Annotated in this window: 24 protein-coding genes; 13 read left to right on the forward strand and 11 right to left on the reverse strand. The window is 58.3% G+C overall.

Translation table 11 applies throughout. From position 1 onward, the window contains the following. Nucleotides 1–32: 32 nt before the first annotated feature. The 3 genes from ACTJK7_RS00385 to ACTJK7_RS00395 form a co-directional block, all read right to left on the reverse strand. Nucleotides 33–2,438: a glucose/quinate/shikimate family membrane-bound PQQ-dependent dehydrogenase gene (locus tag ACTJK7_RS00385; protein ID WP_108561955.1), complete on the reverse strand. Its 2,406-nt coding sequence runs from the start codon at nucleotides 2,436–2,438 to the stop codon at nucleotides 33–35. Between the two features lie 373 nt (nucleotides 2,439–2,811). After that, entirely contained in the window at nucleotides 2,812–2,967 is a 156-nt protein-coding gene (locus ACTJK7_RS00390; protein ID WP_176243893.1) for a hypothetical protein, read from the reverse strand. Nucleotides 2,968–3,180: 213 nt separating this feature from the next. Then, the gene (locus tag ACTJK7_RS00395) at nucleotides 3,181–3,978 is read right to left on the reverse strand and encodes an SDR family NAD(P)-dependent oxidoreductase (RefSeq protein WP_064381600.1); all 798 of its coding nucleotides are present in this window, start codon (nucleotides 3,976–3,978) and stop codon (nucleotides 3,181–3,183) included. Between the two features lie 105 nt (nucleotides 3,979–4,083). Between ACTJK7_RS00395 and ACTJK7_RS00400 the strand changes: the two genes are divergently transcribed. Beyond that, entirely contained in the window at nucleotides 4,084–5,061 is a 978-nt protein-coding gene (locus tag ACTJK7_RS00400; protein ID WP_108561957.1) for a GlxA family transcriptional regulator, read from the forward strand. A 20-nt stretch (nucleotides 5,062–5,081) separates the two neighbouring features. Here the strand turns inward: ACTJK7_RS00400 and ACTJK7_RS00405 are convergent, their stop codons facing one another. The 4 genes from ACTJK7_RS00405 to ACTJK7_RS00420 all read right to left on the reverse strand — a co-directional run bounded on the left by ACTJK7_RS00405 (nucleotide 5,082) and on the right by ACTJK7_RS00420 (nucleotide 9,110). Beyond that, nucleotides 5,082–6,104: a transketolase family protein gene (locus ACTJK7_RS00405; protein WP_108561959.1), complete on the reverse strand. Its 1,023-nt coding sequence runs from the start codon at nucleotides 6,102–6,104 to the stop codon at nucleotides 5,082–5,084. Further along, on the reverse strand, nucleotides 6,101–6,949 hold the full coding sequence (locus ACTJK7_RS00410; RefSeq protein ID WP_108561961.1) for a transketolase: 849 nt from the start codon (nucleotides 6,947–6,949) through the stop codon (nucleotides 6,101–6,103). The genes ACTJK7_RS00405 and ACTJK7_RS00410 overlap by 4 nt, the downstream gene beginning before the upstream one ends. Before the next feature lie 18 nt (nucleotides 6,950–6,967). Continuing rightward, nucleotides 6,968–8,266 carry an MFS transporter gene (locus tag ACTJK7_RS00415; protein WP_039768386.1) on the reverse strand — a complete coding sequence of 433 codons (1,299 nt, stop codon included), beginning with the start codon at nucleotides 8,264–8,266 and terminating at the stop codon, nucleotides 6,968–6,970. A gap of 94 nt (nucleotides 8,267–8,360) precedes the next feature. After that, on the reverse strand, nucleotides 8,361–9,110 hold the full coding sequence (locus tag ACTJK7_RS00420; RefSeq protein WP_064381592.1) for an SDR family NAD(P)-dependent oxidoreductase: 750 nt from the start codon (nucleotides 9,108–9,110) through the stop codon (nucleotides 8,361–8,363). A 197-nt stretch (nucleotides 9,111–9,307) separates the two neighbouring features. Here ACTJK7_RS00420 and ACTJK7_RS00425 point away from each other — a divergent pair, with 197 nt between their 5' ends. After that, a complete protein-coding gene (locus ACTJK7_RS00425; RefSeq protein WP_011334135.1) occupies nucleotides 9,308–10,222 on the forward strand; it encodes a LysR substrate-binding domain-containing protein in 915 nt (304 codons plus the stop codon). On the opposite strand, the gene ACTJK7_RS00430 is transcribed toward ACTJK7_RS00425, so the two are convergent. After that, nucleotides 10,216–11,016, reverse strand: a complete 801-nt coding sequence (locus ACTJK7_RS00430) for a DUF1206 domain-containing protein (RefSeq protein ID WP_440779702.1) — start codon at nucleotides 11,014–11,016, stop codon at nucleotides 10,216–10,218. The two genes, ACTJK7_RS00425 and ACTJK7_RS00430, sit on opposite strands and share 7 nt — an antisense overlap. A gap of 282 nt (nucleotides 11,017–11,298) precedes the next feature. On the opposite strand from ACTJK7_RS00430, the gene ACTJK7_RS00435 reads away from it, so the two are divergent. Together ACTJK7_RS00435 and ACTJK7_RS00440 are read left to right on the forward strand one after the other, a co-directional pair. Then, a complete protein-coding gene (locus tag ACTJK7_RS00435; RefSeq protein ID WP_011334137.1) occupies nucleotides 11,299–11,529 on the forward strand; it encodes a hypothetical protein in 231 nt (76 codons plus the stop codon). Between the two features lie 93 nt (nucleotides 11,530–11,622). Further along, the gene (locus ACTJK7_RS00440; RefSeq protein ID WP_108563683.1) at nucleotides 11,623–12,474 is read left to right on the forward strand and encodes a LysR family transcriptional regulator; all 852 of its coding nucleotides are present in this window, start codon (nucleotides 11,623–11,625) and stop codon (nucleotides 12,472–12,474) included. A 6-nt stretch (nucleotides 12,475–12,480) separates the two neighbouring features. Here the strand turns inward: ACTJK7_RS00440 and ACTJK7_RS00445 are convergent, their stop codons facing one another. Continuing rightward, nucleotides 12,481–13,935 carry an MFS transporter gene (locus ACTJK7_RS00445; protein ID WP_108561965.1) on the reverse strand — a complete coding sequence of 485 codons (1,455 nt, stop codon included), beginning with the start codon at nucleotides 13,933–13,935 and terminating at the stop codon, nucleotides 12,481–12,483. Between the two features lie 191 nt (nucleotides 13,936–14,126). After that, nucleotides 14,127–15,041, reverse strand: a complete 915-nt coding sequence (locus tag ACTJK7_RS00450; protein ID WP_108561967.1) for a LysR family transcriptional regulator — start codon at nucleotides 15,039–15,041, stop codon at nucleotides 14,127–14,129. Between the two features lie 214 nt (nucleotides 15,042–15,255). On the opposite strand from ACTJK7_RS00450, the gene ACTJK7_RS00455 reads away from it, so the two are divergent. From ACTJK7_RS00455 to ACTJK7_RS00490, 8 genes are all read left to right on the forward strand, one after another. Next, on the forward strand, nucleotides 15,256–16,596 hold the full coding sequence (locus ACTJK7_RS00455) for a nucleobase:cation symporter-2 family protein (protein ID WP_440779701.1): 1,341 nt from the start codon (nucleotides 15,256–15,258) through the stop codon (nucleotides 16,594–16,596). A 30-nt stretch (nucleotides 16,597–16,626) separates the two neighbouring features. Then, the gene (locus ACTJK7_RS00460) at nucleotides 16,627–17,136 is read left to right on the forward strand and encodes a nucleoside deaminase (RefSeq protein ID WP_323151682.1); all 510 of its coding nucleotides are present in this window, start codon (nucleotides 16,627–16,629) and stop codon (nucleotides 17,134–17,136) included. A 134-nt stretch (nucleotides 17,137–17,270) separates the two neighbouring features. Further along, nucleotides 17,271–17,930 (forward strand): carbonic anhydrase, encoded by a 660-nt coding sequence (locus ACTJK7_RS00465; protein WP_011334144.1) that lies wholly within the window; start codon nucleotides 17,271–17,273, stop codon nucleotides 17,928–17,930. 256 nt (nucleotides 17,931–18,186) lie between these two features. After that, entirely contained in the window at nucleotides 18,187–18,702 is a 516-nt protein-coding gene (locus ACTJK7_RS00470) for a cupin domain-containing protein (protein ID WP_108561972.1), read from the forward strand. A gap of 533 nt (nucleotides 18,703–19,235) precedes the next feature. After that, a complete protein-coding gene (locus tag ACTJK7_RS00475) occupies nucleotides 19,236–20,435 on the forward strand; it encodes a hypothetical protein (RefSeq protein WP_440779699.1) in 1,200 nt (399 codons plus the stop codon). 275 nt (nucleotides 20,436–20,710) lie between these two features. Further along, nucleotides 20,711–21,991 carry a tyrosine-type recombinase/integrase gene (locus ACTJK7_RS00480; RefSeq protein WP_440779698.1) on the forward strand — a complete coding sequence of 427 codons (1,281 nt, stop codon included), beginning with the start codon at nucleotides 20,711–20,713 and terminating at the stop codon, nucleotides 21,989–21,991. A gap of 73 nt (nucleotides 21,992–22,064) precedes the next feature. Continuing rightward, nucleotides 22,065–22,376: a hypothetical protein gene (locus tag ACTJK7_RS00485; RefSeq protein WP_440779696.1), complete on the forward strand. Its 312-nt coding sequence runs from the start codon at nucleotides 22,065–22,067 to the stop codon at nucleotides 22,374–22,376. Nucleotides 22,377–22,670: 294 nt separating this feature from the next. Further along, nucleotides 22,671–23,036, forward strand: a complete 366-nt coding sequence (locus ACTJK7_RS00490) for a hypothetical protein (protein ID WP_440779695.1) — start codon at nucleotides 22,671–22,673, stop codon at nucleotides 23,034–23,036. 355 nt (nucleotides 23,037–23,391) lie between these two features. Here the strand turns inward: ACTJK7_RS00490 and ACTJK7_RS00495 are convergent, their stop codons facing one another. Next, nucleotides 23,392–23,667 carry a helix-turn-helix domain-containing protein gene (locus ACTJK7_RS00495; RefSeq protein WP_440779694.1) on the reverse strand — a complete coding sequence of 92 codons (276 nt, stop codon included), beginning with the start codon at nucleotides 23,665–23,667 and terminating at the stop codon, nucleotides 23,392–23,394. A gap of 142 nt (nucleotides 23,668–23,809) precedes the next feature. On the opposite strand from ACTJK7_RS00495, the gene ACTJK7_RS00500 reads away from it, so the two are divergent. After that, nucleotides 23,810–24,271, forward strand: a complete 462-nt coding sequence (locus ACTJK7_RS00500; protein WP_440779693.1) for a hypothetical protein — start codon at nucleotides 23,810–23,812, stop codon at nucleotides 24,269–24,271. Nucleotides 24,272–24,290 lie beyond the last annotated feature (19 nt).

The raw sequence follows: 24,290 nt of genomic DNA on the forward strand, positions 1-24,290 counted from the left end.
CGCACAAGTGAAACGAAGGCGAACGCGACGGTTTACGGCAGGGCGTAAGCCATTACGTAGTCACCGCGATCAGTCGACTGGCGAGCGCCACCGGCGGTAATGACCACGTATTGCTTGCCGGTTTTCGGCGACACATAGGTCATCGGGCCACCCTGGCTGCCGACCGGCAGACGCGCTTTCCAGATTTCTTCACCATTGGCGCTGTTGAAGGCGCGCAGGTAGAAGTCCTGGGTGCCGGCGATGAAGATCAGGCCGCCCTGGGTCGACAGTGTGCCGCCGAGGGTTGGCAGACCGATCTTGATCGGCAGGTGCATGCGGATGCCCAGGGGACCGGTGTCTTCAACGGTGCCGACCGGCACTTGCCAGGCGACTTTCTGGGTTTTCATGTCGATGGCGGTCAGCGTACCGAACGGCGGGGCCTGGCACGGAATGCCGGCGACCGACAGGAAGCGGTTTTTGTTCACCGCGTAAGGCGTGCCCTTGAGCGGCACGGCACCCATGCCGGTGTTCAGCGCTTCGCCACCGGAAGACGCCTGAGCCTTGTTCTGCGACGGGATCATCTGAATCCACAGACCCAGACGCATGTCGTTGACGAAGATGAAACCGTGCACCGGGTCAGTGGAGATGCTGCCCCAGTTCATGCCGCCCAGCGAACCCGGGAAACTCAGGGATTTATCAGTGCCCGGCGCGGTGTACAGACCGTCGTAACGCATCGACTTGAAATCGATCCGGCACAGCAGCTGGTCGTAAGGCGTGGCGCCCCACATGTCCGATTCGGTCAGGTGCTGGGCACCGATCTGCGGCATGCCGACCGATTTAGGCTGGGTCGGCGAATACGGCTCGTTGGGGATATTGGCGGCCTTGACCGGCACTTCTTTTACTTCGGTCAACGGTTTGCCAGTGGCGCGGTCGAGCACGTAAATCTGCCCGGCCTTGGTGCCGATGACCACCGCCGGTACGGTTTTACCGTCCTTGGTGAAGTCGATCAGGCTTGGCTGCATCGGCAGGTCGAAGTCCCAGAGGTCGTTGTGCACGGTCTGGAATACCCACTTTTCTTCGCCACTGTTGGCGTCCAGCGCGAGGATCGAAGCGCCGTAGGTGTGATCGAGTTTGCTGCGCTCGACACCATAGATGTCGGTGGACGAACTGCCCATCGGCAGGAATACGGTGTTGGTCGCCGGGTCATAGGACATCGGCGCCCAGCTGTTCGGCGTGCTGCGCACATAAGTTTTGCCATCGGCCGGTGCCTTTTTATCCTGCGGATTGCCCGGGTCGAAAGCCCAGCGCATGGCACCGGTCATGACGTCGAAACCTCGGATCACGCCGCCTGGCATGTCGGTTTGCACGTTGTCGGCCACACGACCGCCAACCACCACAGTGGTGCCGGCCATCAGCGGCGCGGAGGACAGTTGATAGTAGCTGTCCGGGACATCACCCAGACCGGCCTTCAGATCGACCTGGCCGTTGTTGCCGAAACCCCGGCAGAACTCGCCGGTGTCGGCATCGACCGCGATCAGGCGGGCGTCGATGGTGTTGGTGAGCAAGCGACGCGTGCAGTTGGCGACCGGAGCGGTCGGGGTTTCGCTCACTGGCGAGCTGGACGGCTTGGCGACGGCGGCGCTGGCGTCGAAATACGCCATGCCACGGCAACGCTGCCAGACTTTGGACTGAGCGTTGATCGCGTTTTTCCAGAGTTCTTTACCGGTGTCGGCATCCAGCGCAATCAGGTTGTTGTGCGGGGTGCAGATGAACACCTTGTTGCCGATCTGCAGCGGAGTCAGCTGGTCTTCGGCGCCATTGCCGTCACTCTCGGCGATGTCGCCGGTGTGGTAGGTCCACGCGACTTTCAATTTGTCGACGTTGCTGCGGTTGATTTGGTCCAGCGCGGCGAAGCGGCTGCCGCCTTCGGTATTGCCGTAGTGGGCCCAGTCTTTCTGCGCCTTTTCCGGCTCGACCGGGGTGAGGCCCGGGCCGGTGCCGGTAGGGGCGACGGTCGGGTGCGCGACGAACATGTTGCCGGCAGCCACGGCCAGTCCAACCGCCAGAACAGCCGCAACGCCGTAAGCACCGCGACCTGCAACGTCACCATTGGCGCGCTTGAGCAGCGGATAGACCAGCGCGACCACCAGACCCACGGCGCTGAACATGAACAGGCGCGAGAACACCGGCCAGAACACCAGCCCTGCGTCGATCACGGCCCAGATGGCGGTCCCAACCAGAAACGCCGCGAACAGCCAGGCACCGGCAGGCTTGCGCCGCGCGATCAGCAGACCGGAGACGGCCATCGCCAGACCACCCACCAGGAAGTACCAGGAGCCTCCCAGGCTGACCAATTTCACACCGCCAGCAGCCAGTGCCAGGCCGAGCAGGGCGATGATCACGCCGAGCCCGACCAGAATGAATGTTGATATGCCCGAGAGGCGTTGACTCTGCTTCACGTTGAATGTCCCGTTGAAATGAGGCGAGCATTATATAGTTAGGTAACTACCTAGTTAAATCACTAAATCAGAATGAAGTGTAGTTTGCTGCTCAGCGGAGCGTCGGATCAGAGAACGGTTTGCGCCTGTTAGGCTGCAAGCGATATTGAAATGCGGTTGAAAGTCGCTTTTCTGTCAGGGGAAGTGGGATTTGTGACAGGCATGGCTCGCGCAGTGATTACGCCGGTGCCTGGGCTGATTAGACTAATGGCTAACAGCGCCGCCGTCTGAGCGACGGCTGGGCAATGATCATTTTTCCCATTACGCTGAAAAACTTCGTCCGCACCCTACAGAATTTCGTGATCGTGAAGAAAATAGTCCGCGTAGTTGACCTTCAGGTATTCGTCACCGTCACGCCTGTCGGCATGGCCCCATTGAACGCGTAAACACGTTCGATGGCGGCGCCTTTGCCCGTATCACTTTGCGCTACGGCCAGGCCGCTTACGGATACCGCAAGGGCCAGGCCTGCGATTTTAAATAATCTGTTCATGTTCAAGTCCTTGAGCGCCAGTGATATGAGGAGCCTTCAAGCACGAGTCGCGATAAATCAGTGAGCACGAGAAGGCAGTGACAGGCTATGCGCGACGACCTTCTCCAGACAGAAGCAGAACGCAGGAAGACTTTCCGCATTTTGCGGAAAATACAAAGCTGCCAGCCCCCCATCAGGGAGGGCTGGCAGCTTGACGACAGATGGCTTTAGCGATCAGTTGGCGTTGTAGCGCGGTGCGAGCCGGTTGCTCGAGAGCTCGGAGAACAAGGCCTGACGGCTGGCTTCGTAACGCTCGTAACCTTGCAGGTCGTGCATCGAGGGGATGGAGATCAGCACGCCGTTGTCGAAATCCTGCAGAGCGCCGGCGACCAGGTCCTGGGCCGACATCACGATGCCCGGATCCAGATGCTCGACAGGCAATCCACCGATTTGCCAGAAGTCCGTCGCGGTTGCGCCGGGCAGGACGGCCTGGATCCGGATGCCTTTATCCGAGAGTTCCTTGTGCAGGGACTGGGTGAACGCGGTGACGTAGGCCTTACTGCCGCCGTACACGCCGTTGAGCAACTCCGGCGCCAGGCTGACGATCGAGGAGATATTGATCACGGCGCCTTGTTCGCGGGCGACAAAACCTGGAATCGCGGCGTAGGTCAGGCGGGTAAGGGCGGTGACGTTCAGCGTGATCATCTCGGCCATCCGCTCGACATCACTCTCCAGCAGGCCGGTATGGGTGCCGATGCCGGCATTGTTGACCAGCAAGGTGATGCTGGCGTCCTCACGCAACTTGCGTTCTACCTTGGCGAGGTCCTCGGGACGGCCAAGATCGGCCTGCAACACTTCGATGTTCTGCCGGGTTTCGCTGGTCAGGCGGCTGGCCAGTGCGTTCAGACGTTCGCGGTTGCGCGCCACCAGCACCAGGTCGTAACCCCGGCGGGCAAGGTGTTCGGCGTAAATCGAGCCAATGCCGGTGGACGCGCCGGTGATGAGCGCAGTGCCTTTGTATTGTTGCGTCATGATCAAGCTCCGTGGGTTGTGTGTGGAGCCATGATGAAGAAGGGGACCGATGTCTTAAACGACGTATATGGTAGTGTTTAAGGACATTCAAAAAGGAGTTCAGTCATGCATCGCGTCGGCTATCTGATTACCGAGGGTTTTCAGGTGATGTCCCTGGCAACCCAGGCTGTATTCGAGTTCGCCAACATCGTTGCAGGGGAAGAGATCTACAAGGTCCAGAACTTCTCGATCGGCGGCGGAACCGTGCGTTCTTCATTGGGCATGTACATCGACACGCTCCCTCTGGGCGCGCCGGGATTGGCCGACACATGGATGATTACCGGTACGCTGACCCCCTTGAACCCGCCAGGTGAAGAGGTGCTGGCCAGTGTGCGCGCCTTCGTCGATGGAGCCCGACGCACAGCAGGTCTGTGCACCGGCTCGTTCGTTCTGGCGCAGGCTGGGGTTCTGGACACTCGAAGGGCGACCACCCACTGGTCCTATGCGAACAAGCTCCGTGAGCTGCATCCAAGAATCGAGGTCGAGGAAGACCGGATCTTCATCGTCGACGGTCCCGTCTGGACGTCGGCAGGCATGACAGCCGCGCTGGACATGGCCCTGGGCATGGTGGAAAAGGATCTGGGCACGGACATGGCCCGGTCGGTGGCGCACAAACTGGTCATGCATCAACGGCGCTCGGGTGGGCAGTCCCAGCATTCGGAACTGCTCACGCTTGCTCCAAAGTCGGACCGTATTCAGAGTGCGCTGGAGTATGCGCGTACGCACCTGAGCCGCCCGCTCAGCGTGGAGGAACTTGCCGACGTCGTGCACTTGAGTCCCAGACAATTCACCCGGATATTTACCGCCGAGACGGGCCAGTCACCGGCCAAAGCCGTGGAAAGCCTGCGTCTGGAGGCCGCTCGCGTGATGATCGAGCAAAGTCGTCATAGCCTGGATCGCGTGGCGAAGGAAACGGGGTTTCGAGACCGTCGCCACATGCGCGAAGTATTCATGCGAGGGTTTGGCGTTCCGCCGCAGGCGGTTCGAAGGGATGCCAGGCGGATCGACCAGGAGAATCCATCTGATCGGGCCGCTCATCCGTAAGCGCCCCGATCAGCCAGCAGTCAAAGCCAGGACTTGATTTGCGCGCAGACGGCATCGGTGGAAATGCCATAGCGATCATGCAGCGTCGGCAGTGCGCCGGCGTCGAGGAAGGCGTCGGGCAATGCGATCTGCCTGAACGTCGGCGTCACTCCGTTGCGCAGCAGTACCCCGGCGACCGCTTCACCCAGCCCGCCAATAATCGAGCTGTTTTCTGCGGTAACCACCAGCCGGCCAGACTTGCGGGCCTCGGCGAGAATGGTCTGTTCATCCAGCGGTTTGATCGTCGGCACATGCAGCACGGCGACATCGACGCCATCGGTCTGCAGCGCCTTGGCGGCCTCCAATGCGCGCATGGTCATCAAACCGGTCGAGATGATCAGGACATCGTTACCGGTGCGCAGGGTCTTGGCCTTGCCGATCTCGAATTGATAGCCGTATTCATCCAGCACCAGCGGCACGTTGCCGCGCAGCAGGCGCATGTAGACCGGGCCCTGATGCGCGGCAATGGCGGGCACGGCCTGTTCGATTTCCAGCGCGTCACAAGGGTCGACGATCATCAGGTTGGGCATCGCCCGGAAGATCGCCAGGTCATCGGTGGCCTGGTGGCTGGGGCCGTAGCCGGTGGTGAGGCCGGGCAATCCGCAAACGATTTTGACGTTGAGGTTTTCCTCGGCAATCGCCATGCAGATGAAGTCGTAGGCGCGACGCGAGGCGAACACCGCATACGTGGTGGCGAACGGCACGAAGCCTTCGCGGGCCATGCCTGCGGCAGCGCTCATCAACAGTTGTTCGGCCATGCCCATCTGATAGAAACGATCCGGGTGGGCCTTGGCGAAAATGTGCAGGTCGGTGTACTTGGACAGGTCAGCGGAGAGGCCGACGATGTCCGGACGCTGATCCGCCAGTGCAGCCAATGCATGGCCAAAAGGTGCTGAGCGGGTGGCTTGGCCTTCAGAGGCAATCGAGGCAATCATCGCCGAGGTTGTCAGGCGCTTCTTGATCGGTTCGCCAGTCGAAGTCGGTGAGTTGGCGGCGTTGCTCATTGGTTTTTTCCTTCTTCAAGCGTGGTCAGTGCCAGATCCCATTCGTGTTCGTCCACGCGGATGAAATGGGTCTTTTCGCGGTTTTCGAGGAAGGGCACACCTTTGCCCATGGTGGTGTCGCAGATGATCACCCGGGGTTGGGTGCCAGGGTGGTGGCGGGCGGCATCGAAGGCTTTGACCAGTGCGTCCAGGTCGTTGCCGTCGACGCGCTGGGTGAACCAGCCAAACGCTTGCCAGCGATCCACGATGGGTTCGAACGACAGGATCTCGCTGGAATGGCCGTCCGCTTGCTGGTTGTTGACGTCGACGATGGCGATCAGGTTGTCGAGCTTCCAGTGCGAGGCCGACATCACGGCTTCCCAGGTCGAACCTTCGTTCAGCTCGCCGTCCGACAGCAGGTTGTAGGCGAACGATGTCGAGCCCTTGCGCTTGAGGCCCAGGCAAGCCCCGACGGCGATGCCCAGCCCCTGACCCAGCGAGCCACCGGTGATTTCCATGCCCGGCGTGTAGGCGGCCATGCCCGACATCGGCAATCGGCTGTCATCCGAGCCGTAGGTTTCAAGCTCATCGAGCGGAATGATCTCGGCTTCGATCAGCGCCGCGTACAGCGCAATCGCGTAGTGACCGATCGACAGATAGAACCGATCACGCGGCTCCCACGCCGGGTCTTCGGGGCGATAGCTCAGCGCATGGAAGTAGGCGACCGCGAGCAGGTCGGCGGCACCTAGGGCCTGGCCGACGTAGCCTTGGCCTTGCACCTGGCCCATGCGCAAGGCATGGCGGCGAATGTTGTGGGCGCGCTCGGCCAGCGTCTGGGGTGTTGTGAATGAAAGGTTGGCAGTCATGGTGAATTCTCCTGTGAATCAACGATTGACCAGGGCGGCGGGAATGCGCAGGACCAGCGAGGCGCCGACCAGCAATACGCCGGTGATCAGATACATGCCGATAGCGCTGGAGCCAGTGAGTGTGGTTATCCAGCCAATCAGGTAGGGCGAGCAGAAGCCGGCAAGGTTGGCGAAGCTGTTGACGGCGGCGATGCCTGCGGCAGCGGAGACACCGCCGAGCAGCGTGGTCGGGAGCATCCAGAACAGCGAGGTCGCGGACAGGATGCCGGAAGCCGCCAGGCACAGACTGAGAATGGACAGCATCACATTGCCTCCCATCAGCGCCGCGAGGGTCAGGCCGATGGCCCCGGCGATCATCGGGACGATGAGATGCCAGCGGCGTTCGCGATGTTTGTCGCCACTGCGTCCGACCAGCAACATGGCGGCGATGGCACACAGGTAGGGCAGGCTGGTCAGCAAACCGATCTTCATCGGATCGGAGACCCCGGCATTACGCACAAGGGTCGGCAGCCAGAAGGTAATTGCGTACTGCCCCATCACCACACAGAAATAGATCCCCGCGAGCAGCCAGAGGCGACGGTCACGAATGAATTCGCCCACGGACGCATGCGTCACTTTCTGCTGGTCATCCTCCGCCAGCTCACGGGTGATCAGTGCTTTTTCGTCGTCGTTGAGCCAACTGGCCTGATGCACGCCATCCTTGAGGTAGCTGAGCACCAGCAGTCCGACAACCACCGTAGGCACAGCCTCCAGCACAAACATCCATTGCCAGCCGGCCCAGCCGTGCATACCGGCGAAGTGGTTCATGATCCAGCCGGACAGCGGGCCGCCGACCATGCCCGACAACGGGATGGCGATGAACCACAACACCGTCATGCGCGCACGCCGGTAGGACGGAAACCAATAGGTGAGGTACAGCAGCAGACCCGGCGCCAGGCCGGCTTCGGCAATGCCCAGCAGAAAGCGCAGGGCGTAGAACTGCCAGGCGGTTTCGACGAAGGCGAAGAGGGCGGAGACAATGCCCCAGGTGATCATGATGCGCGCGATCCAGACCCGCGCGCCGACCTTGTGCAGGATGATGTTGCTGGGCACTTCGCAGAGAAAGTAGCCGATGAAAAACATGCCCGCGCCCAGCCCGTAGACTGTTTCGCTGAGCGCCAGATCGTTCATCATTTGCAGTTTGGCAAAGCCGACGTTGACGCGATCGAGGTAGGCGCACAGGTAGCACAGCATCAGGAACGGCATCAGGCGCCAGGCGGTTTTACGGTAGGCGTTGGAACGCACCGCCGAAACGGCTTCGAGCGACAGGGTAGTCATGGTCTGATCTCTTGTTTTTATTGACCGCCGGGCAAGTCTGCCCGGCCGTATCATCGATCCAGAACCGCACGGGCCGCGAGGCCCGCCACGTGTGTCAGTGAATCAGCATGCCGCCGTTCACATCCAGGGTGATGCCGGTCAGATAGGAGGACAGGTCGCTGGCCAGGAACAGCGCCGCATTGGCCACATCCTGCGCCTCGCCCAGGCGCCCCAGCGGAATGCCGTCGATGATCGCGTGGCGGCGTTCGTCCTGCATCAGGCCGCCCGTAATGTCGGTGTGAATCAGGCCGGGGGCGATGGAGTTGACGCGCACGTTGTCCGGCCCCAGCTCACGCGCCATGGCCTTGGCCAGACCCAGCACACCGGCCTTGGCGGCGCTGTAATGAGGCCCGCCAAAAATGCCGCCGCCGCGCTGCGCGGAAACCGAAGACATGCACACGATGCTGCCGCTGGCTTGCTGGCGCATGAGCGGAATCACCGCCTGAGACATCAGCAACGTACCGCGCAGGCTGACGTCCAGCACCTTGTCGTAATCACCGGGGCGGATATCGAGGGTCTTGAGGGGTTGGGTGATGCCGGCATTGTTGACCAGTATGTCGATCCGGCCAAAGTGTTCGATGACGGTCGCGACAGCCTGCTGCACCTGAGACTCGTCGGCGACGTTGGCAGCCAGGCCGAGATGCCCCTCGCCCAAAGAGGCAGCGGCATCGCGGGCAGCGGATGCGTCCAGATCCAGAATCACCACCCGGGCGCCATGTTGAGCGAAGGTCGTAGCTGTCGCGCGGCCGATACCACGTGCGGAGGCAGCACCTGTGATGATCGCGACTTTGCCTTGAAGAAGCATGGGAGAAACCTCTGATTGTTGTTATTGAGTCGGTCCGTGCAGAACCGATGACTCAGCTTGTCTCCCGTAGCGACCCTGAGCAATAACGCAAACTTCACTGGATGCTGAAAAAAATTCAGCACTCGCCAACATGCGGTTGCGGTGTTTGAATAGCCGAACGCCCGGCCTCAGCCACTTGCAGCGGAATAACCATCATCATGAGTTCATCTGGCGAAGCTCCGCCGATCCTTCCACCCCTGAAAGCCATTCAGGCCTTTGAGCAAACTGCGCGCTTTGGCAACGTCGCGCGTGCGGCAGAAGTGCTGGACCTGACACCCTCGGCAGTCAGTCACCAACTGGCCAAACTCGAGGCAATGATCGGGCGGCAGCTGTTCCTCAGAACGGCCAGAGGGGTGACGTTGACGCCGGTAGGAGAGCAATACCTGTCCGAGATTTCCGGCATCCTGCACAGCCTGGCGGTGGCAACAGAGCGCGCGACCAGTGATGTCAGCCTCGACTGCCTGCGACTACATTCGTCACCCAGCTTCGGCCTGCTGTGGCTGATGCCGCGCCTGGAACAGTTTCGCGAGAGCCATCCCGACATTCAGCTCAATCTCTCATGCTCCTATGAATCGCTGCACTTCAGTCGGGACAAGATCGACGTGGACATCCGCCACGGCATGCCGAACTGGCCAAGTTTCGAAGTGCGCACGTTGCGCAACGAAAAAATCGCAGTCCTCGCATCGCCCAAACTTCTGGAAAAACGCCCGATCCGCGCCGTCGCCGACTTGCTGGACTGCAATCTGATCCTGTCGGAGGCGACGCTGATCAAGTGGCCGCAACTGTTTGCTCAACACGGGCTGTCGCGCCCTGAAAGCCCGTATACCTTGAGCTTTGACCGCTCCTACATGACCCTCGAAGCCGCCAGCCACGGGCTTGGATTTGCACTGGAAAGCACGCTGCTGGCGCAGGACTACCTGGCGCGCGGCGAGTTGGTCGAAGTGATTCCCGGCTTGAGTGCCCCGATCACTGCACACCACCTGGTTTTCCCGAAGGCGCACGCGGGGTTTCCACGGGTGAGGCGGTTTCTGGAATGGATGCAGCGTGAGTTGGGGCATGACTTCAGTTACTGAAGCACATCCATATTGATCTTGCGCCAACACGCTTCCGAGAAACTGTAAACCGAGAACGCAATCAGCCCCAGGGCCATCACCATCAACACAAGCCATCCAGCGGGTAGATTCTGCAGCGCGTCCAGTGCTTCCTTCATGCCAGGCGGGTCCATGGCTTGATAAGCGGAACCGCTGAAGGCCAGCAGCAAAGCAATTTCCATAAACACGATGCCGCGGGCGATCAGGCCGAATCGAGATACCGGACGGACATAGCGCATGACCTCTTCGTCGGCCTCGAAATACTTCTCGAACGAGGCCTGCCAGCCCTTGATGATGTGAGCAACGCCAACCCCCAGCGGAATGAGCGCAATCAGGTACAACAATAGATTCGAGTGTTCCCACGACAAAAGATGCGCAAGCCAATCCTTGGTTTGCTCTGCGGAATGGCTCGAACGGTGGCTACCACTCACAAGCAGGCCCAATGCAAAAAACGCCAGAGCACCGTTGACCAGACCTCCTGCAAAAAGGCCTGCACGGATCACCAGACCTTTGAGCTGCGTGCCATGATGATCGACATCGTGTATCGCTTGCAGGACACGCCAGGCTGCAAACGCAAGCAGACCCGCCACCACGAGCCCCACCAGAAAATAGCCGAACGGCTGGCTCAGCAAGGCTTCCAGGCTCTTGTGACTGTCCTTGGATTTTGTCGAATCATGGGCAGCCAATAACGCGAATATGCCGATAATCAAATAAAGCACTCCGCGAGCGGCGTATCCGCCCCGAGCGAGTATGACGAGACTGCGTTGCGCGGACATTGGATAGATTTCCGAGGACTGGTAAGAGAGCAGACCCTTGTTGCTGAAAGGGGTTCTGTTACGAATCGGAGTCCGGACATTTACCCGGAGTGCGATGGATGAAGGGGACGAGCTGCCGTTGCGAGCCGGACGATCCTGACCCATCATTCAGATTCATATTGATGCCGTGGTGAAAATGGACAAGCAACTGGCTGGTTACTCGATTGTATTGACCATCATCTGGGTTTCAGCGGTTATCGCGGTCATGTACTGGATGTCTAATTGAACGTATTGGGTGGCGATGTGGAAGGCGTGGTGTTGGGCGACAAGATTCAGCGAGAAGCGGATCGACTGCTGGCGCAGATTGTCCGGGCAGACTCGATGATCATTGCTGTCAAGGCAGGGGCGCGGGCGGATGGTTTCGTGCTGGGACTGGAAACCGGCGGGGCCTTGCGTGCTGGTGATGCCGAGAGGCTGTACATCATTTTCGAAGCCGCGCTGGTGGAGCGTTTGAAGTCATTGTCGCGAGGCTGATCAGATCGGCTGATTGAATCGATATTCATGAACAGCCATCTACTTGAACTATAAGCTGATCACTCAATGTTCATTTTTGTACGGGGCGAGGGCATGGACTGGAGTGACATGCGGATCTTCCTGGCGATTGCCCGCAACGGCTCGCTGGGCGGAGCCGCCAGGGAGTTGGGGGTCAGTCACCCGACGGTCGGACGGCGCTTGCAGGTGCTTGAACAAACCAGTGGGCAAGCCTTTTTCCTGCGGACCGCCCAGGGGCTGGTGCTCACGGACAGTGGCGAGAGGATTCTCGGTCTGGCGCAGGACATGGAACACAGCGCCTTGGCCATCGAGCGGCGTCTGGCGGGGCATGGTGATCAGCCTGAAGGCCTGTTGCGGATATCCTCAGCCGAATGGTTCGCCTGCCATGTTTTGTCGCCAGTTCTCAGCGAACTGGTGCACCGCTATCCGTTGATCGTTCCCGAAGTCATCGCCGGTCATCGGCTGTTCGACCTTGCCCGCCGGGATGCCGACATCGCTTTCCGGATCGTGCCTTTCACCGAACCCGACATAGTGCACCGCAAGCTGACAACTCTGTCGTACGGCCTATACGCGGCTTTGCATGCCCCGGCGCCGCAGCCGGACGGCGAGGGGCTTGGCCTGATCCTGATGAACATCGCCCAGGCCCATTACCCGGACGTGCAATGGCTGCAGCAACGCTATCCGCTGGCCCGCACCGTGTTCACCAGCAGCAGCCGTACGGTTCAGGCACAGATGTGCGCAAAGGGGCTGGGCGTTGCCGTTTTGCCCCGCGTCCTCGGTGACTCCGTGTCGGGACTGCGACTGCTGGATGAGGACGAGCCACCGCCAGGGCGGGATATCTGGATGGGGTATCACCAGGACATGCGCCAGATGGACCGGCTGCGCGCACTGGCTGAACTTGCCTCCAGCATGATCGGTGCGGGGTAGCATGCCTCAGGTCGGGCGAACAGCCGAGGCTTGCGCTACCGTCGCTGGCTCGCGCGCTAACGTCAGGCTTATCGCTGCCCCTACGGCCAGGCAAACGGCGATGCACAGAACAGCGATCGTGAACGCATGAGTGATGCTGACCGCCGTCGCCGGTTCTCCCAGCAAGGTATAAAACACACCGCCAATCAGTGCGACGCTCAGCGATGTGCTGATCTGCAGCGTGGCGCTGGTAATGCCTGCGATCATTCCGGCATACGCCGGCGCTACCCGGCCGGTGACCATGCGCATCAACGTCGGCAGGCCGAGCCCCTGTCCCAGACCGATCAGGAACAGGATGACCGTCAGAGAAGTGAAGGGCGGGGCGAGGGTAGTCGGTGTCACTGACACGAGCCAGCCCAGCCATAGTAGTCCGACGACTTCCAGTCCCATGCCTACCGGATTCACGTAGCCCCCGAGGACGCGCCTGAGGAGCGGAACCGACAGGGGACCGAGCAGAAATCCCGCGCCAAACGGCAGAAAGATCAGGCCGGCGTGCAGTGCGCTCATATGCAATGCGCTTTGCATGTACATCGAGAACATCAGAAAAAACACACCGATTGAATAGAAGCAAAGCGCGACCAGAAGCGCTCGCCCCAGGCCCGGTGCATTCAGTACGGCCGGGGCGAGGATGGGCGTTCCTCCGGCCCGGTGCAAGCGGCTCTCGTAGCGCCAGAACGCTACCGCCAGCGCAGGGCTGGCGGCCAGCGACAGCCATGCCCACCACGGCCATCCGGCCTCGCGGCCTTCAATCAATGGCACGACCAGGGTGGTCAGGGTCAGCATCGACAACGCAGTGCCCACCAGATCCAGCTTGCTCGCGTGCTGCGCACGGGTTTCTTTGAGCACACGGATGCCGAACGCAATCACCAGCAACGCGATCGGCAGGTTGACCAGGAAGATCGCGCGCCATCCCATGCCCAACACGTCGACCTCAATCAAAAAGCCGCCCAGTGCCTGACCGATCACAGACGCCAGTCCAAATACGGCCCCGTAAATGCTCAATGCCAATGGTCTTTCCGACACTGGGAAAATCGCCTGCACCGATGCAAGTGCCTGAGGGGCCATGACGGCGGCGGTCACACCCTGCAAGGCGCGTCCGAGGATGAGCATCCACGGCGAAACCGCCAGGCCGCACATCAGCGACGCGGCGGCGAAGCCCAACAAGCCAAGGAAGAACATCCTCCCGCGGCCGTACAGATCGCCGAGTCGCCCGCCGGTAATCAGCGTCACGGCATAGAGCGTTGCATAGGAAGAAATCACCAGTTGCTCAGCAGAGGAGGCTGTCCCCAGATCCTCTTGTATCGAGGGCAGGGCGACGTTGACGATAAAAAAATCCAGGGGCGGCAGAAACGCTCCGACGAGCAATATGGCAAACATCAACCAGCGCCGGGGTTCGGGCACTTCGATTTCGATTCGAGACATGACAGGCATCCTGTAGGGAACTCAGGTTTGACGACGACCGAAGGGCAAGGCTTCGCGCCTGCTTGGACCAGGTCGCCGGGTCCCAATTTAAGGAATCGCTCCTGCGTTTTCGCCTTACAAAACTGCACGGCCAACGTTCATTCGTGTCAGTGCCATCGTCTTCCGATCCCGGCAGGCCGACTGCATTGACCTCAAAGCGTGGTGGTCTGCCCGTTGCGATCCAGTTCATACACCTTGTTGCCCTGCAACTTCTCCTTCAGCCATCGCTCCGCCTTACCCAGCGGCCGCTGCCGCGCCCAGAGCAAATCCACACCAATCTGCCAGTCCGTATGCGGATACGCCGAGAGCTGCAGTTCCACCAGCTCACCCTTGGCCAGTTCACGCTGTATGAGTTGGCGGGGCAGGGTGGCCCAGCCGAGTCCGGCGCGGACCATCTCCAATAACGCCAGATAACTTTCCGCCTGCCACAGCTGGGTCGAACGCAGGTATTCGCTGCTCGGCAGTTTGCTCGCGTGGGCGCTGAAGGCCAGGCGGCGATGGACATGCAGATCCTCGAACGTGACGTTTTCGAGTTGCGCCAATGGGTGCCGGGGATGGCAGACGTGCAGCATGATCAGTTTGCCCAGTTGCTGGAACGCCAGCTCCTTGGGGTAGCCGGGCTGCGAGAACGCCACACCGAGTACCGCTTCGCCGCTGCTGACCAGCTCGCTGACGTCGCCATGGACCGGATGACGGATGATCAGGTCGACGAAGGGGAAGGCTGCCTCGAAGGCTTTGAGCACCGGCATGATCGGGCCGTACGGCGTTTCAATGGCCAGTGTCAGGCTGGGTTCTACGTTGTCCGAGAGGCAGTCGGCGTGGGCTTCGAAGGTCATGCAGCGTTCGAGCACGGCTTCGGCCTGCACCAGCAATTTGTGGCCGCTGGCGGTGAGGGCAGGGCTGCGGTTGCTGCGGTCGAACAGGTCGACGCCAAGGTCGGTTTCGAGGTTGGCAATCGCTGCGCTGATGGTTGATTGGGTCTTGCACAGTTTGCGCCCGGCGGCGGAAAACGATCCGCTTTTGACCACTTGGACGAACATCAGCAGTTGATCGAGTGAGAAGCGCAAGCGTAGAACTCCCGGTTCGAAAATGAAGGTTTGGAGCGGCTAACGAAAGCCAGATTCGTGCCATCGGAAAAAGCGATGGTGGCTAATTTGTTTCATCGCAATAAACGTTCAAATATGGCCCCGCTTCAAACGATCTCCGGGGCGGATGCACCTTTCAAACGCCTTGGGCATGCCCGCAATCTCAACAGATGCCGCACCTTCAGGAGCGTGTGAAATGACCACACAACGCATTCATCCGGTGGACGAGGTTTTGCCACTGCGACAGTTGTTCACGTTTGGCTTGCAGCATGTTCTGGTGATGTACGCGGGAGCGGTGGCGGTGCCGCTGATTCTTGGCAGTGCGATGGGACTGACTTCGGCGCAGGTGGTGTTGCTGATAAACGCGAACCTGTTGACCTCTGGTGTGGCGACGCTGATTCAAACCCTCGGTTTCTGGAAGTTCGGCGCGCGCCTGCCGCTGATTCAGGGCTGCTCGTTCATCGCCCTGGCGCCGATGATCATGATCGGCAAGGAGTTCGGCCTCAGTCAGATTTTCGGTGCGGTGATCGCGGCTGGATTTATCACCGTTGCGCTGGCACCGGTGTTCAGCCGATTGCTGCGGTTTTTTCCGCCGGTGGTGATTGGCAGCCTGATCACCATTATCGGCATCTCGCTGATGCCGGCCGCGGCGATCTGGCTGGGCGGTGGCAATCCCGATGCGGCAGATTTTGGCAATCCCGCCAACCTGTTGCTCGGTTTGGCCACGGTCAGTGTGACGCTGGTGATCTACGCCAGATTCAAGGGCTTCATCGGCAACCTCAGCGTGCTGATTGGCCTGTTTGTCGGCAGCCTGATCGCAGCGGCTTGCGGCATGACTCACTTCAATCGGGTCAGCGAAGCGGCGTGGTTTGAGCTGAGTGCGCCGATGGCGTTCGGCGCGCCGGAATTCGCGCCGGTGCCGATTCTGATCATGACCCTGGCGATGCTGGTCATCATGGCCGAGACCACCGGCAACTGTCTGGCGATCGGCAAATTGACCGGCAAACCGACCACGCAACAGACCCTCGGCAACGCATTTCGCGCCGATGGCTTGTCGACCATGCTCGGCGGCTTGTTCAACAGCTTTCCTTACAACGCCTTTACTCAGAATACTGGCTTGATTGCGCTCTCCAACGTTAAAAGCCGCTTCGTCGTGGCCGCTGCCGGGGCAATCATGGTGCTGATGGGCCTGTTCCCGAAACTCGGCGCGTTGATCGCCGCGGTGCCGACGCCGGTGCTCGGTGGCTGCGCGATTGTGATGTTCGGCATGACCACGGCGGCGGGGATTCAGGAACTGTCACGGGTGCAATTCGAGGGCACGCGCAACGGCATTATCGTCGCCGTGTCAGTGAGTGTCGGGGTGCTGCCGATGTCCTTTCCGGCGCTGTTCGAACACGTCGGCCCGACCCTGAAACTGGTGCTCGACAGCGGGATTTTCCTCGGAGCGATCACCGCCATCGTCCTCAACGTTCTGCTCAACGATGAAAAAAAATCGACCGAAACCATCGGCGATACATCGGCTGAATTGGCCGACTGACTTTTGTTTTCCACTGCCCTGGAGTTACCCATGAATCAATTGAATGAACTCATCCCGGCTGGCATCAGCGCGCTTGATCTGACGTTACTGCGCCAGACCATTGCCTTGTCCGAGGCATCGAAGCAACGCGGTCGCCATCCGTTCGCGGCATTGGTGGCCGACCGCAACGGCAAGGTGATTGTGGAAGCGGGGAACAACTCGATGCCCCCGGAAGGTGATCCAACGCAGCATGCCGAGTTGGTGGCAGCGGCGGCAGCGGCAAAACTGCTGTCGCCCCAGGAGTTGGAACTGTGCACGCTGTACACCAGCGCCGAGCCTTGCTGCATGTGCGCCGGCGCCGTGTATTGGACGGGGATCGGACGGGTGGTCTATGCCTTGTCGGAGCATGCCTTGCTGGGATTGACGGGGGACCACCCGGAGAATCCGACGTTCTCGCTGCCGTGCCGCGAAGTGTTCGCCAAGGGGCAACGCAAGGTCAGCGTGTTGGGGCCGATGCTGGAGGGGGAGGCGGCTGAACCGCACAGGGGTTTTTGGTCGTAACAGGTTTTGAAACGAAGCTCGAGTGATGTGATGTCGCGCACTCGCCTGCAACGTCTGCGATAATCACGACCCAGTGAGGCGCGAAGGCATCGAGTGCTCGTCTCGGCATCCGGAATCAGGCTTTGGAGGACTTTATGCGTGACATTATTGATGGCTTTCTGCGGTTTCAGCGCGAGGTGTATCCACAACGCGTCGAGCTTTTCAGGCAGCTCGCGACAGAGCAAAACCCAAAGGCGTTGTTCGTTACATGCTCGGACAGTCGTGTAGTGCCTGAACTGCTCACACAGCGCGAGCCGGGTGAGTTGTTCGTGATCCGCAACGCCGGCAACATTGTGCCGTCATATGGTCCTGAACCCGGTGGTGTTTCGGCCACCGTCGAATATGCGGTTGCAGTGCTTGGCGTACGGGACATCGTGATCTGCGGCCACTCGGATTGCGGAGCGATGGGCGCGATTTCACGCTGCACGTGTCTGGATCATCTTCCGGCCGTTGCCAACTGGCTTCGTCACTCGGACGCCGCGAAAGCGATCAATGCGGCGCATGAGTTCGATACGCCACGCGACAAGCTCGATGGCCTCGTTCGTGAAAACGTGATCGCACAACTGGCGAACCTGCGGACTCATCCATCGGTGGCGCTTGCACTTGAGCAAGGACGCTTGAATTTGCATGGCTGGGTCTATGACATCGAGGCAGGTTGCATCGATGCGCTGGATGGAGCCACTCGACGCTTCGTTCCACTGTCCGATTCACCGACCACCGTTGCCGTCGCTGCGCGCAATGGTGGTCAGATCTAAGGGCGACAGACAGGGCGGGACGGGGAAAATTTCGTCCCGGCCACGGGTCGCAGACATGAATAAAAGGTACCGGCGATAAGCTGGTTTTCTGGAGCGCGAAATATATCCCAGGCGATTTGCGCAGAAGGGCCTTCGGCATGTCAACGCGACAAAAATGAGGGGATTACCTTCGATTAAGCTGCGAATTGAAGCTAACTACACTAAATGATCGTTTAGTAGAGTTATTACGCAACGTATTAATCCCACGGAGCAGGTCATGAATCCACGCCTGATTACTGCGTCAAATCTGGTTGCTGCATTGGACCTTGAGCCTCACGTCGAAGGTGGTTTCTTTCGCAGAACCTATCAGGCCGACCATCGTGACATGCTCGAAACCGAAGGTGGCCAACGATTTCTGATGACGTCGATCTACTACTTGCTGACTGCGGAATCGCCAGTGGGCCAGTTTCATTTCAATCAGTCCGACATCCTGCATTATTTCCATCTGGGTGACGCCATCGAATACAGCCTGATCCTTGCAGACGGCTCACTGCAGACGTTGGTGATGGGCAGTGATGTTCTGGCCGGACAACATTTGCAATTACACGTACCGGGCGGAATCTGGAAAGCCTCCAGACTGCTGAATGGCGAGAACGGATTTGGTTTGATCAGCGAAGCGGTTTCATCAGGGTTTGATTTCGCCGATATGGAAATCGGGAATCGACGGAAACTCACAACGCAGTATCCGCAGCATCGAGCGCTGATTGAAATGCTGACGCGTGACGAGGATTGAGAGCGGCACATTTCAAATAAAGGATCTGCAGGCACCAAGGATCAGGTCGTTTGAGAGCGATGCTGGAGATTGAAATGGTGTGCGCAACCGGGCTGGCGTCGTAATATTTTGTTACGTGTAATGTATATTATGTTAAACCAGATGCCATGTTAGAAATGTTCCTGATGTCACCAGCCCCCCGAAAACCAGACATGCTGTGACCGGCATCCATAGATGCGAATTTTGTAATCCATAGATGCGCTCGAAAAATCAGTGACTTAGCTGTATTGGCTTGCCTGCGGCAGCCTTGACGTACTCCTCAAATGCGCGAAATCGACGAGGAACGACCCAAAAATCATGTTACTCATAGATGATAATTCAGCCTGAAGCCAAACCTCTTAATCTAGAAAACTCAATAGCTTAGAGATCAATTGTGAAATTCATAAATGATAAATCCTTAATGCTCCGGCACCTCATAGATGCGAACACCGCTCCGAATATCCTCAGGTGATGTCTAAGCTACACTTCAGTTCAGGCTTGCAATGTGAACGACCGTGATGATTGAACCTCGCCCAATTTATTCTGATCAAGACACAATCACGCTCCCCTTGGAAAAGTACTTTGAGCTGCATCCGGAAATCCGTGGGTACATTGAGAAATTCAACCATGAAGATAACCCTGTAGCTCTTTTTGATGCGCTCAGGTTGTTTCTTGCTGGTTATATTCGACATGACCAACCGGCCGAAATTAGCTCTACCTATGCATACTACCGTGGAGTGACTGAGCGGTTACTGCTCTGGTCCTGGGTCGAGCGTCAACAGCCGCTTTCAAGTTTGCGCGTGCATGATTTTAAGGAGTTCCTCAGATTTTGTGCTTCACCGCCTGATAACTGGATAGCAGCTAGTCCTTTTCGCCGATTTATTTCCGGGGATGATGGAAAACGGTTAATGAATAATTGGTGGCGCCCTTTTTCAAGTGCATCAAGCAGCGAGGGGGCCGGACCAAGAGCGCTCGCAGGTATTAAATCGATATGCATCCAAATTTTCGACTACTTAGCGGCCAAGGCAATTCTAGAGGTCAATCCAGCTTCGCAGGTGGAAACTTCTTTCGTCAATAGTATCGGTGGCAAGGGTGTATCGCTAGTAGGAAGACTGGAAACGGAACATCTGGAATACCTTTTAAGGGCGGCAAGGTACATGTGCGAGCATGACTCTGCGCATGAACGATCCCTATTTATTTTGGCCATGACAATTTATCTGCTTGTTCCTGTCAGGTTCATGTCAGGAAATAGGTTTTGGCAGCCAACTTGTTCTAGCTTCCATAAGGATTCGTCCTGGAACTATTTAGTTTTTGACTCCGCTAGATCTTTTAAAATTAGCGCTCCTGCTGAATTTACCCCCTACTTAGAACGCTATCTGAATGCGCGAGACGTCTCATTTATCCAAGGCCGATTGCCAGATGTTGCGCTTTTCACCACGGTGCACGGAAGGCCAGGGTTAAGCGTCAGACAGATTGGTAATATTATGAGGGATGTTTCGTGTGTGGCGGCAGATCTGATGGCGAGAGACGGCTGTGATGAAACATTAATCAAACAAGTTACGGAGGCGCGCATGGATAGTATTCGTACGGCTAGCATTATGAGATCTATTGATACCTATGGGTTTGGCCAGACGCGTGGTAGATTGGCTTACGAGACGCTTAATGCCCTTCACAACCGATTCTCCGCTGACTCGACCACGAATTTTGATATGTGAGCTTTTGTGAAAACCATCAGGATTGATCGACTGCATTCATGTCCTTGCACTGGCATATTTTCATGATTTCCGCCTTAGTGGTAAGCCGGAAAGTGGATGTCACCCATGTGAAGCCACTTACATTGACCTAGGAGAAGGTTTCATCGGCCACCATTGCGTGCCAAGTGACGCACCGCTACTATCGATCGCCTGACGCTTACGTCTCTAATGTCATTGAACTTCCGATTACTGTCATAACTGGAAGTCTATTGTCTTCAAACTCTGGCTGGTATTCCATGGCGCGTGCACCCCAACCCTTGTTCGAAACCTACGACAACTTCATCGAGCAAGACTTCAGTATGCACGGCTCACCGTTGGCCTGCGTCGCGTCCTTCTTGAATGAGTGTGAAGCTGCGTTGGAACCTGAGCGTGGCTACGCTGCGGTGCGTGCGTTCCTACGCGCGTTTTCCGACAACGCGCAGACGTTCAATTCGTACCGCAGTCATACCGAGCGCTTGTTGCTGTGGGCACTGCTGGTTCAGGGCAAGCCGCTGAATCACCTGAAGCGCCAGGATGCGCAAGACTATCTGGATTTCTGCCGAAACCCGCCAGCTGACTGGGTCGGTCCGGTGACCCGCAGTCGTTTTCTGGACAACCCGGGCGCAGTGGATGCACGCGAAGCCTGGATGCCTAATCCCAAATGGCATCCCTTCAACATGAAGTCCCGCAAGGCGATGGCTGCAGAGTCTCCTGGCGCCCAGCACTATCAAGCGGCGAACGGCACATTAAATCAGGTGTACACGGTCTGCAGCCGGTTCTATGAGTTCCTCATTGAAGATGGCTTCACCCAAGCGAATCCTTTTCGGCTCCTTAAAAAAGGCAACCGATTCTCCACGCAAGAGCATGAAGTTACTTCTTCGCGGGCGCTCACGCCGCTGCAGTGGGACTTTGTCCTGGATACCGTTGAGGAGATGGCGAGCGCCGAGCCGGAGCGGCATGAGCGAACCTTGTTTATTGTTGCCACGCTGTTCGCCATGTATCTGCGGGTTTCAGATCTCGCCGGTCGAAAGAATTGGAAGCCCACCATGGGAGACTTTCGCTTAGATGATGAAGGCAACTGGTGGTACTTCACGGTGGGTAAAGGCAACAAGGCGGCCAAGATTGCCGTGCGGGATGTTTACGTAGAGCGCTATTTGAAACGTTATCGCCGATTCCTGGGGCTTTCCGAATTACCTCATCCCGGGGAAAGTACGCCGCTGATCAAAACGCTCAAGGGTCGCGCAGGTTTGTCTGACCGACAGATCCGCGCCCTCCTCCAGGCTGTTTTTGATAAAGCCGTAGAGAAGATGCGCAGCGAAGGCCGCGCGAACCATGAGATGGAAAGTCTGCGCTGTGCGTCTGCGCACTGGCTGCGACACACCTCTGCCACCTTTGACGCGCCGCTGCGCAATCCTAAAGACCTGCAGGAAGACCTGCGGCACAGCAACCTCAGTACGACCCAGAACACCTATTATCACGCGCATGATCAGGAGCGCGCGCATTCGGTTAAACGCATTGGCATGCGCGACCGCGGTTGAACTCGGATCGCCTGCTCGCCGATCCCCAGCCTGGCGTCCAACAGGGATCGCCGCCTTTTTCTAGGAGTCAAGAGTGAAAATCACCGGGCGGGTCGAGATTGAGGCCATCACTGATGTCACGTGCGACGTCTGCGGTCGCTCTACGCGCATGGCTGCGGGCAGTTACCAGTACGGAACCCTGCAAGCCCACTGGGGGTATGGCAGCGACCACGATGGTCAGCGCTTTGAGGTACACCTCTGTGAGCACTGCTTTTTTCAGACCCTGGCGTACGTGAAGCAAGAGCGACGTGTTCAGCACCTGTTCAGTAGTGAGCCGTCTGCTGAGGGTGATGACTTGGGCCTGGTTACCCGGGACGATTACTTCCTGGACACGGGTCGTCGCTGACAGTCAGACCTTGATCGGCCATCGGAGACGGTTTGGGTAAAGGTTCCAGCGCACAACTCAGCTGGACCGGATGAGGAAGAGCGCCGACTATCCTGGGCCAGCGGTCGACCGCGACCACTACCGAGCAGCCTAAATAAGCGGTGATTTATCTCTCGGCGGGCCCCTCAGGATTAACCAGTAGTCACCCCTCCCCCTAAGGCTTATGGAGCGTTTTGCAGAATGCGTGTATTCCGAAAAGCGAGTAATGCCTCCCGCCGAGAGGCCATTTTACAGTCCAAGGCCCAATCGAGGATCATGGCCAGCGGAAACTGGCTCACCTGGCCAGAGCTACATGCGCTGTTGCCCGCGTCGGTTAAGGGGCGAAATGACAGCTGTCCTGACCGACTTCTGGAGGGTGCGATCTTATCCATTAGCTACGAAGGTGTGGAGTATTTCCCGCGTTATGCCATTGAATCACGCAGCTTGGCGGTAGCGCAGCGGGGAATGCAGCGCGTCATCGCTGTGCTGGGCACCAGGATGAGTGGCTGGAGCATGGCGTTATGGTTTGAATCATCCAATTCGTATTTGGCGGGTCAGCTGCCGAAGGATCTCATCTCTTCTGATCTCGACGCGGTTGTCAAAGCCGCTCAGGACGAGATAGATGGCAGTTCGCATGGGTAGCACTGGGTTGGAAGCTTAACCTATGAGTACGCTCCGCTCGCTAAGCCTGAGAGACAAAACCCCATTATTTAGCTACGCCCTCCTCCATCCAGGCTCCCGGCCTGCCGCCTTCGCCAGTGCTAGTCAGGAATCTTCCACGATTCTCGTCACGATCGCTTGTACTGGCCCTCTGAAAAACGGAAAGCAGCGGCGGTGGCCATAGGCATTTGGATGTAGAAGGGGCCACCTTAGCCATGGAATGATCTACGCATGGCTACGCTGCTCCCCGAAGCTTGTTATCAGTGAGCAGCGCGATGCTAATCGATTTAGCGAAGACTGAACACTATAGCGCTCATTTTCGGCGCTGGATCGGCCGTCAAAGCTTGAGCGCTTCCTTTCTGATCTGTTTGATCAGCCCGTCTAAGCTCACATCCGGGTCTTGGATAAGGTACGCCGATACGATCAGACTGAGGGGGTGGATACCCATACGGCCGGCCAGCTCTTCGATTTTTTGAATCGTCGGCGACTTGAGTCCTCGCTCGAGGGAGCTCACGTAGGTTCGACTGCTGACCACGGCGAAATCTTCCTGGGTCAGGTCGTGAAGGATGCGCATGCGCCGCAGTGCCTCACCCAAGGATTCACGGATTTCCATCATCATTCCTCAGAAAAGGAATGATGAAGCGCTATCGAACACGATAGGGCTACAATCTATAGTGTTCATTGTGGGATAATTTGGCGTTTACAGCCCTGGTGACTGGTCGCCTAGGGGTATGCAGCGCTCAGTGGAGCCCGTTTTGATCTATTTGTCCGAATCTCACACCCGTACTGTCCGTACGGGTTCTTATTGTGAAATTGAGGGGATGTGCTTTTGGGTGACCTTGCGGTCGCCCCTCAACGGTGAGAGCGAGCGAGCAGCTGTGGTTGAGGATGCTTACGAACTCAACGTTTTCCTCAGCCAGGCAGCGGGCGTCGAGATCGCGCAGGTACAAATGCTATGCCCTCCATCCATTAGCGGACGTCCGCACTGGAGCCTGGAAGAGCTTCGTAAGATTGTGATCCACCGTGGGCTTGAATCCTCGCAAAGCGCGGTGGTTTACGAGACCGCGGTGGCCACCTACAAACTAGGGGATCTCGATTTACGCCTGCGGAAACGGTCACATGTGCTGTATTCGGCACGCAACCTAAAAGCGCGAATCACCACCGCGGCACCTCCACTTAAGTCTGCAGAAGAACCGCAGTTGTACGCGCACTTTTGATGCAGGTACGCACGGCGTC

This window comes from Pseudomonas sp. 22085 (assembly GCF_052045815.1).
Lineage (GTDB): Bacteria > Pseudomonadota > Gammaproteobacteria > Pseudomonadales > Pseudomonadaceae > Aquipseudomonas > Aquipseudomonas glycinae.

Bases quoted from the DNA above. Each gene is read 5' to 3' on its own strand.
- ACTJK7_RS00390 (WP_176243893.1), bottom strand. From the start codon at position 2,967: ATGAACAGATTATTTAAAATCGCAGGCCTGGCCCTTGCGGTATCCGTA.
- ACTJK7_RS00455 (WP_440779701.1), top strand. From the start codon at position 15,256: ATGACCACACAACGCATTCATCCGGTGGACGAGGTTTTGCCACTGCGA.
- ACTJK7_RS00445 (WP_108561965.1), bottom strand. From the start codon at position 13,935: ATGTCTCGAATCGAAATCGAAGTGCCCGAACCCCGGCGCTGGTTGATG.
- ACTJK7_RS00440 (WP_108563683.1), top strand. From the start codon at position 11,623: ATGGACTGGAGTGACATGCGGATCTTCCTGGCGATTGCCCGCAACGGC.
- ACTJK7_RS00410 (WP_108561961.1), bottom strand. From the start codon at position 6,949: ATGACTGCCAACCTTTCATTCACAACACCCCAGACGCTGGCCGAGCGC.
- ACTJK7_RS00425 (WP_011334135.1), top strand. From the start codon at position 9,308: ATGAGTTCATCTGGCGAAGCTCCGCCGATCCTTCCACCCCTGAAAGCC.
- ACTJK7_RS00405 (WP_108561959.1), bottom strand. From the start codon at position 6,104: ATGAGCAACGCCGCCAACTCACCGACTTCGACTGGCGAACCGATCAAG.
- ACTJK7_RS00430 (WP_440779702.1), bottom strand. From the start codon at position 11,016: ATGTCCGCGCAACGCAGTCTCGTCATACTCGCTCGGGGCGGATACGCC.
- ACTJK7_RS00395 (WP_064381600.1), bottom strand. From the start codon at position 3,978: ATGACGCAACAATACAAAGGCACTGCGCTCATCACCGGCGCGTCCACC.
- ACTJK7_RS00465 (WP_011334144.1), top strand. From the start codon at position 17,271: ATGCGTGACATTATTGATGGCTTTCTGCGGTTTCAGCGCGAGGTGTAT.
- ACTJK7_RS00495 (WP_440779694.1), bottom strand. From the start codon at position 23,667: ATGGAAATCCGTGAATCCTTGGGTGAGGCACTGCGGCGCATGCGCATC.
- ACTJK7_RS00490 (WP_440779695.1), top strand. From the start codon at position 22,671: ATGGCCAGCGGAAACTGGCTCACCTGGCCAGAGCTACATGCGCTGTTG.
- ACTJK7_RS00415 (WP_039768386.1), bottom strand. From the start codon at position 8,266: ATGACTACCCTGTCGCTCGAAGCCGTTTCGGCGGTGCGTTCCAACGCC.
- ACTJK7_RS00420 (WP_064381592.1), bottom strand. From the start codon at position 9,110: ATGCTTCTTCAAGGCAAAGTCGCGATCATCACAGGTGCTGCCTCCGCA.
- ACTJK7_RS00470 (WP_108561972.1), top strand. From the start codon at position 18,187: ATGAATCCACGCCTGATTACTGCGTCAAATCTGGTTGCTGCATTGGAC.
- ACTJK7_RS00400 (WP_108561957.1), top strand. From the start codon at position 4,084: ATGCATCGCGTCGGCTATCTGATTACCGAGGGTTTTCAGGTGATGTCC.
- ACTJK7_RS00460 (WP_323151682.1), top strand. From the start codon at position 16,627: ATGAATCAATTGAATGAACTCATCCCGGCTGGCATCAGCGCGCTTGAT.
- ACTJK7_RS00480 (WP_440779698.1), top strand. From the start codon at position 20,711: ATGGCGCGTGCACCCCAACCCTTGTTCGAAACCTACGACAACTTCATC.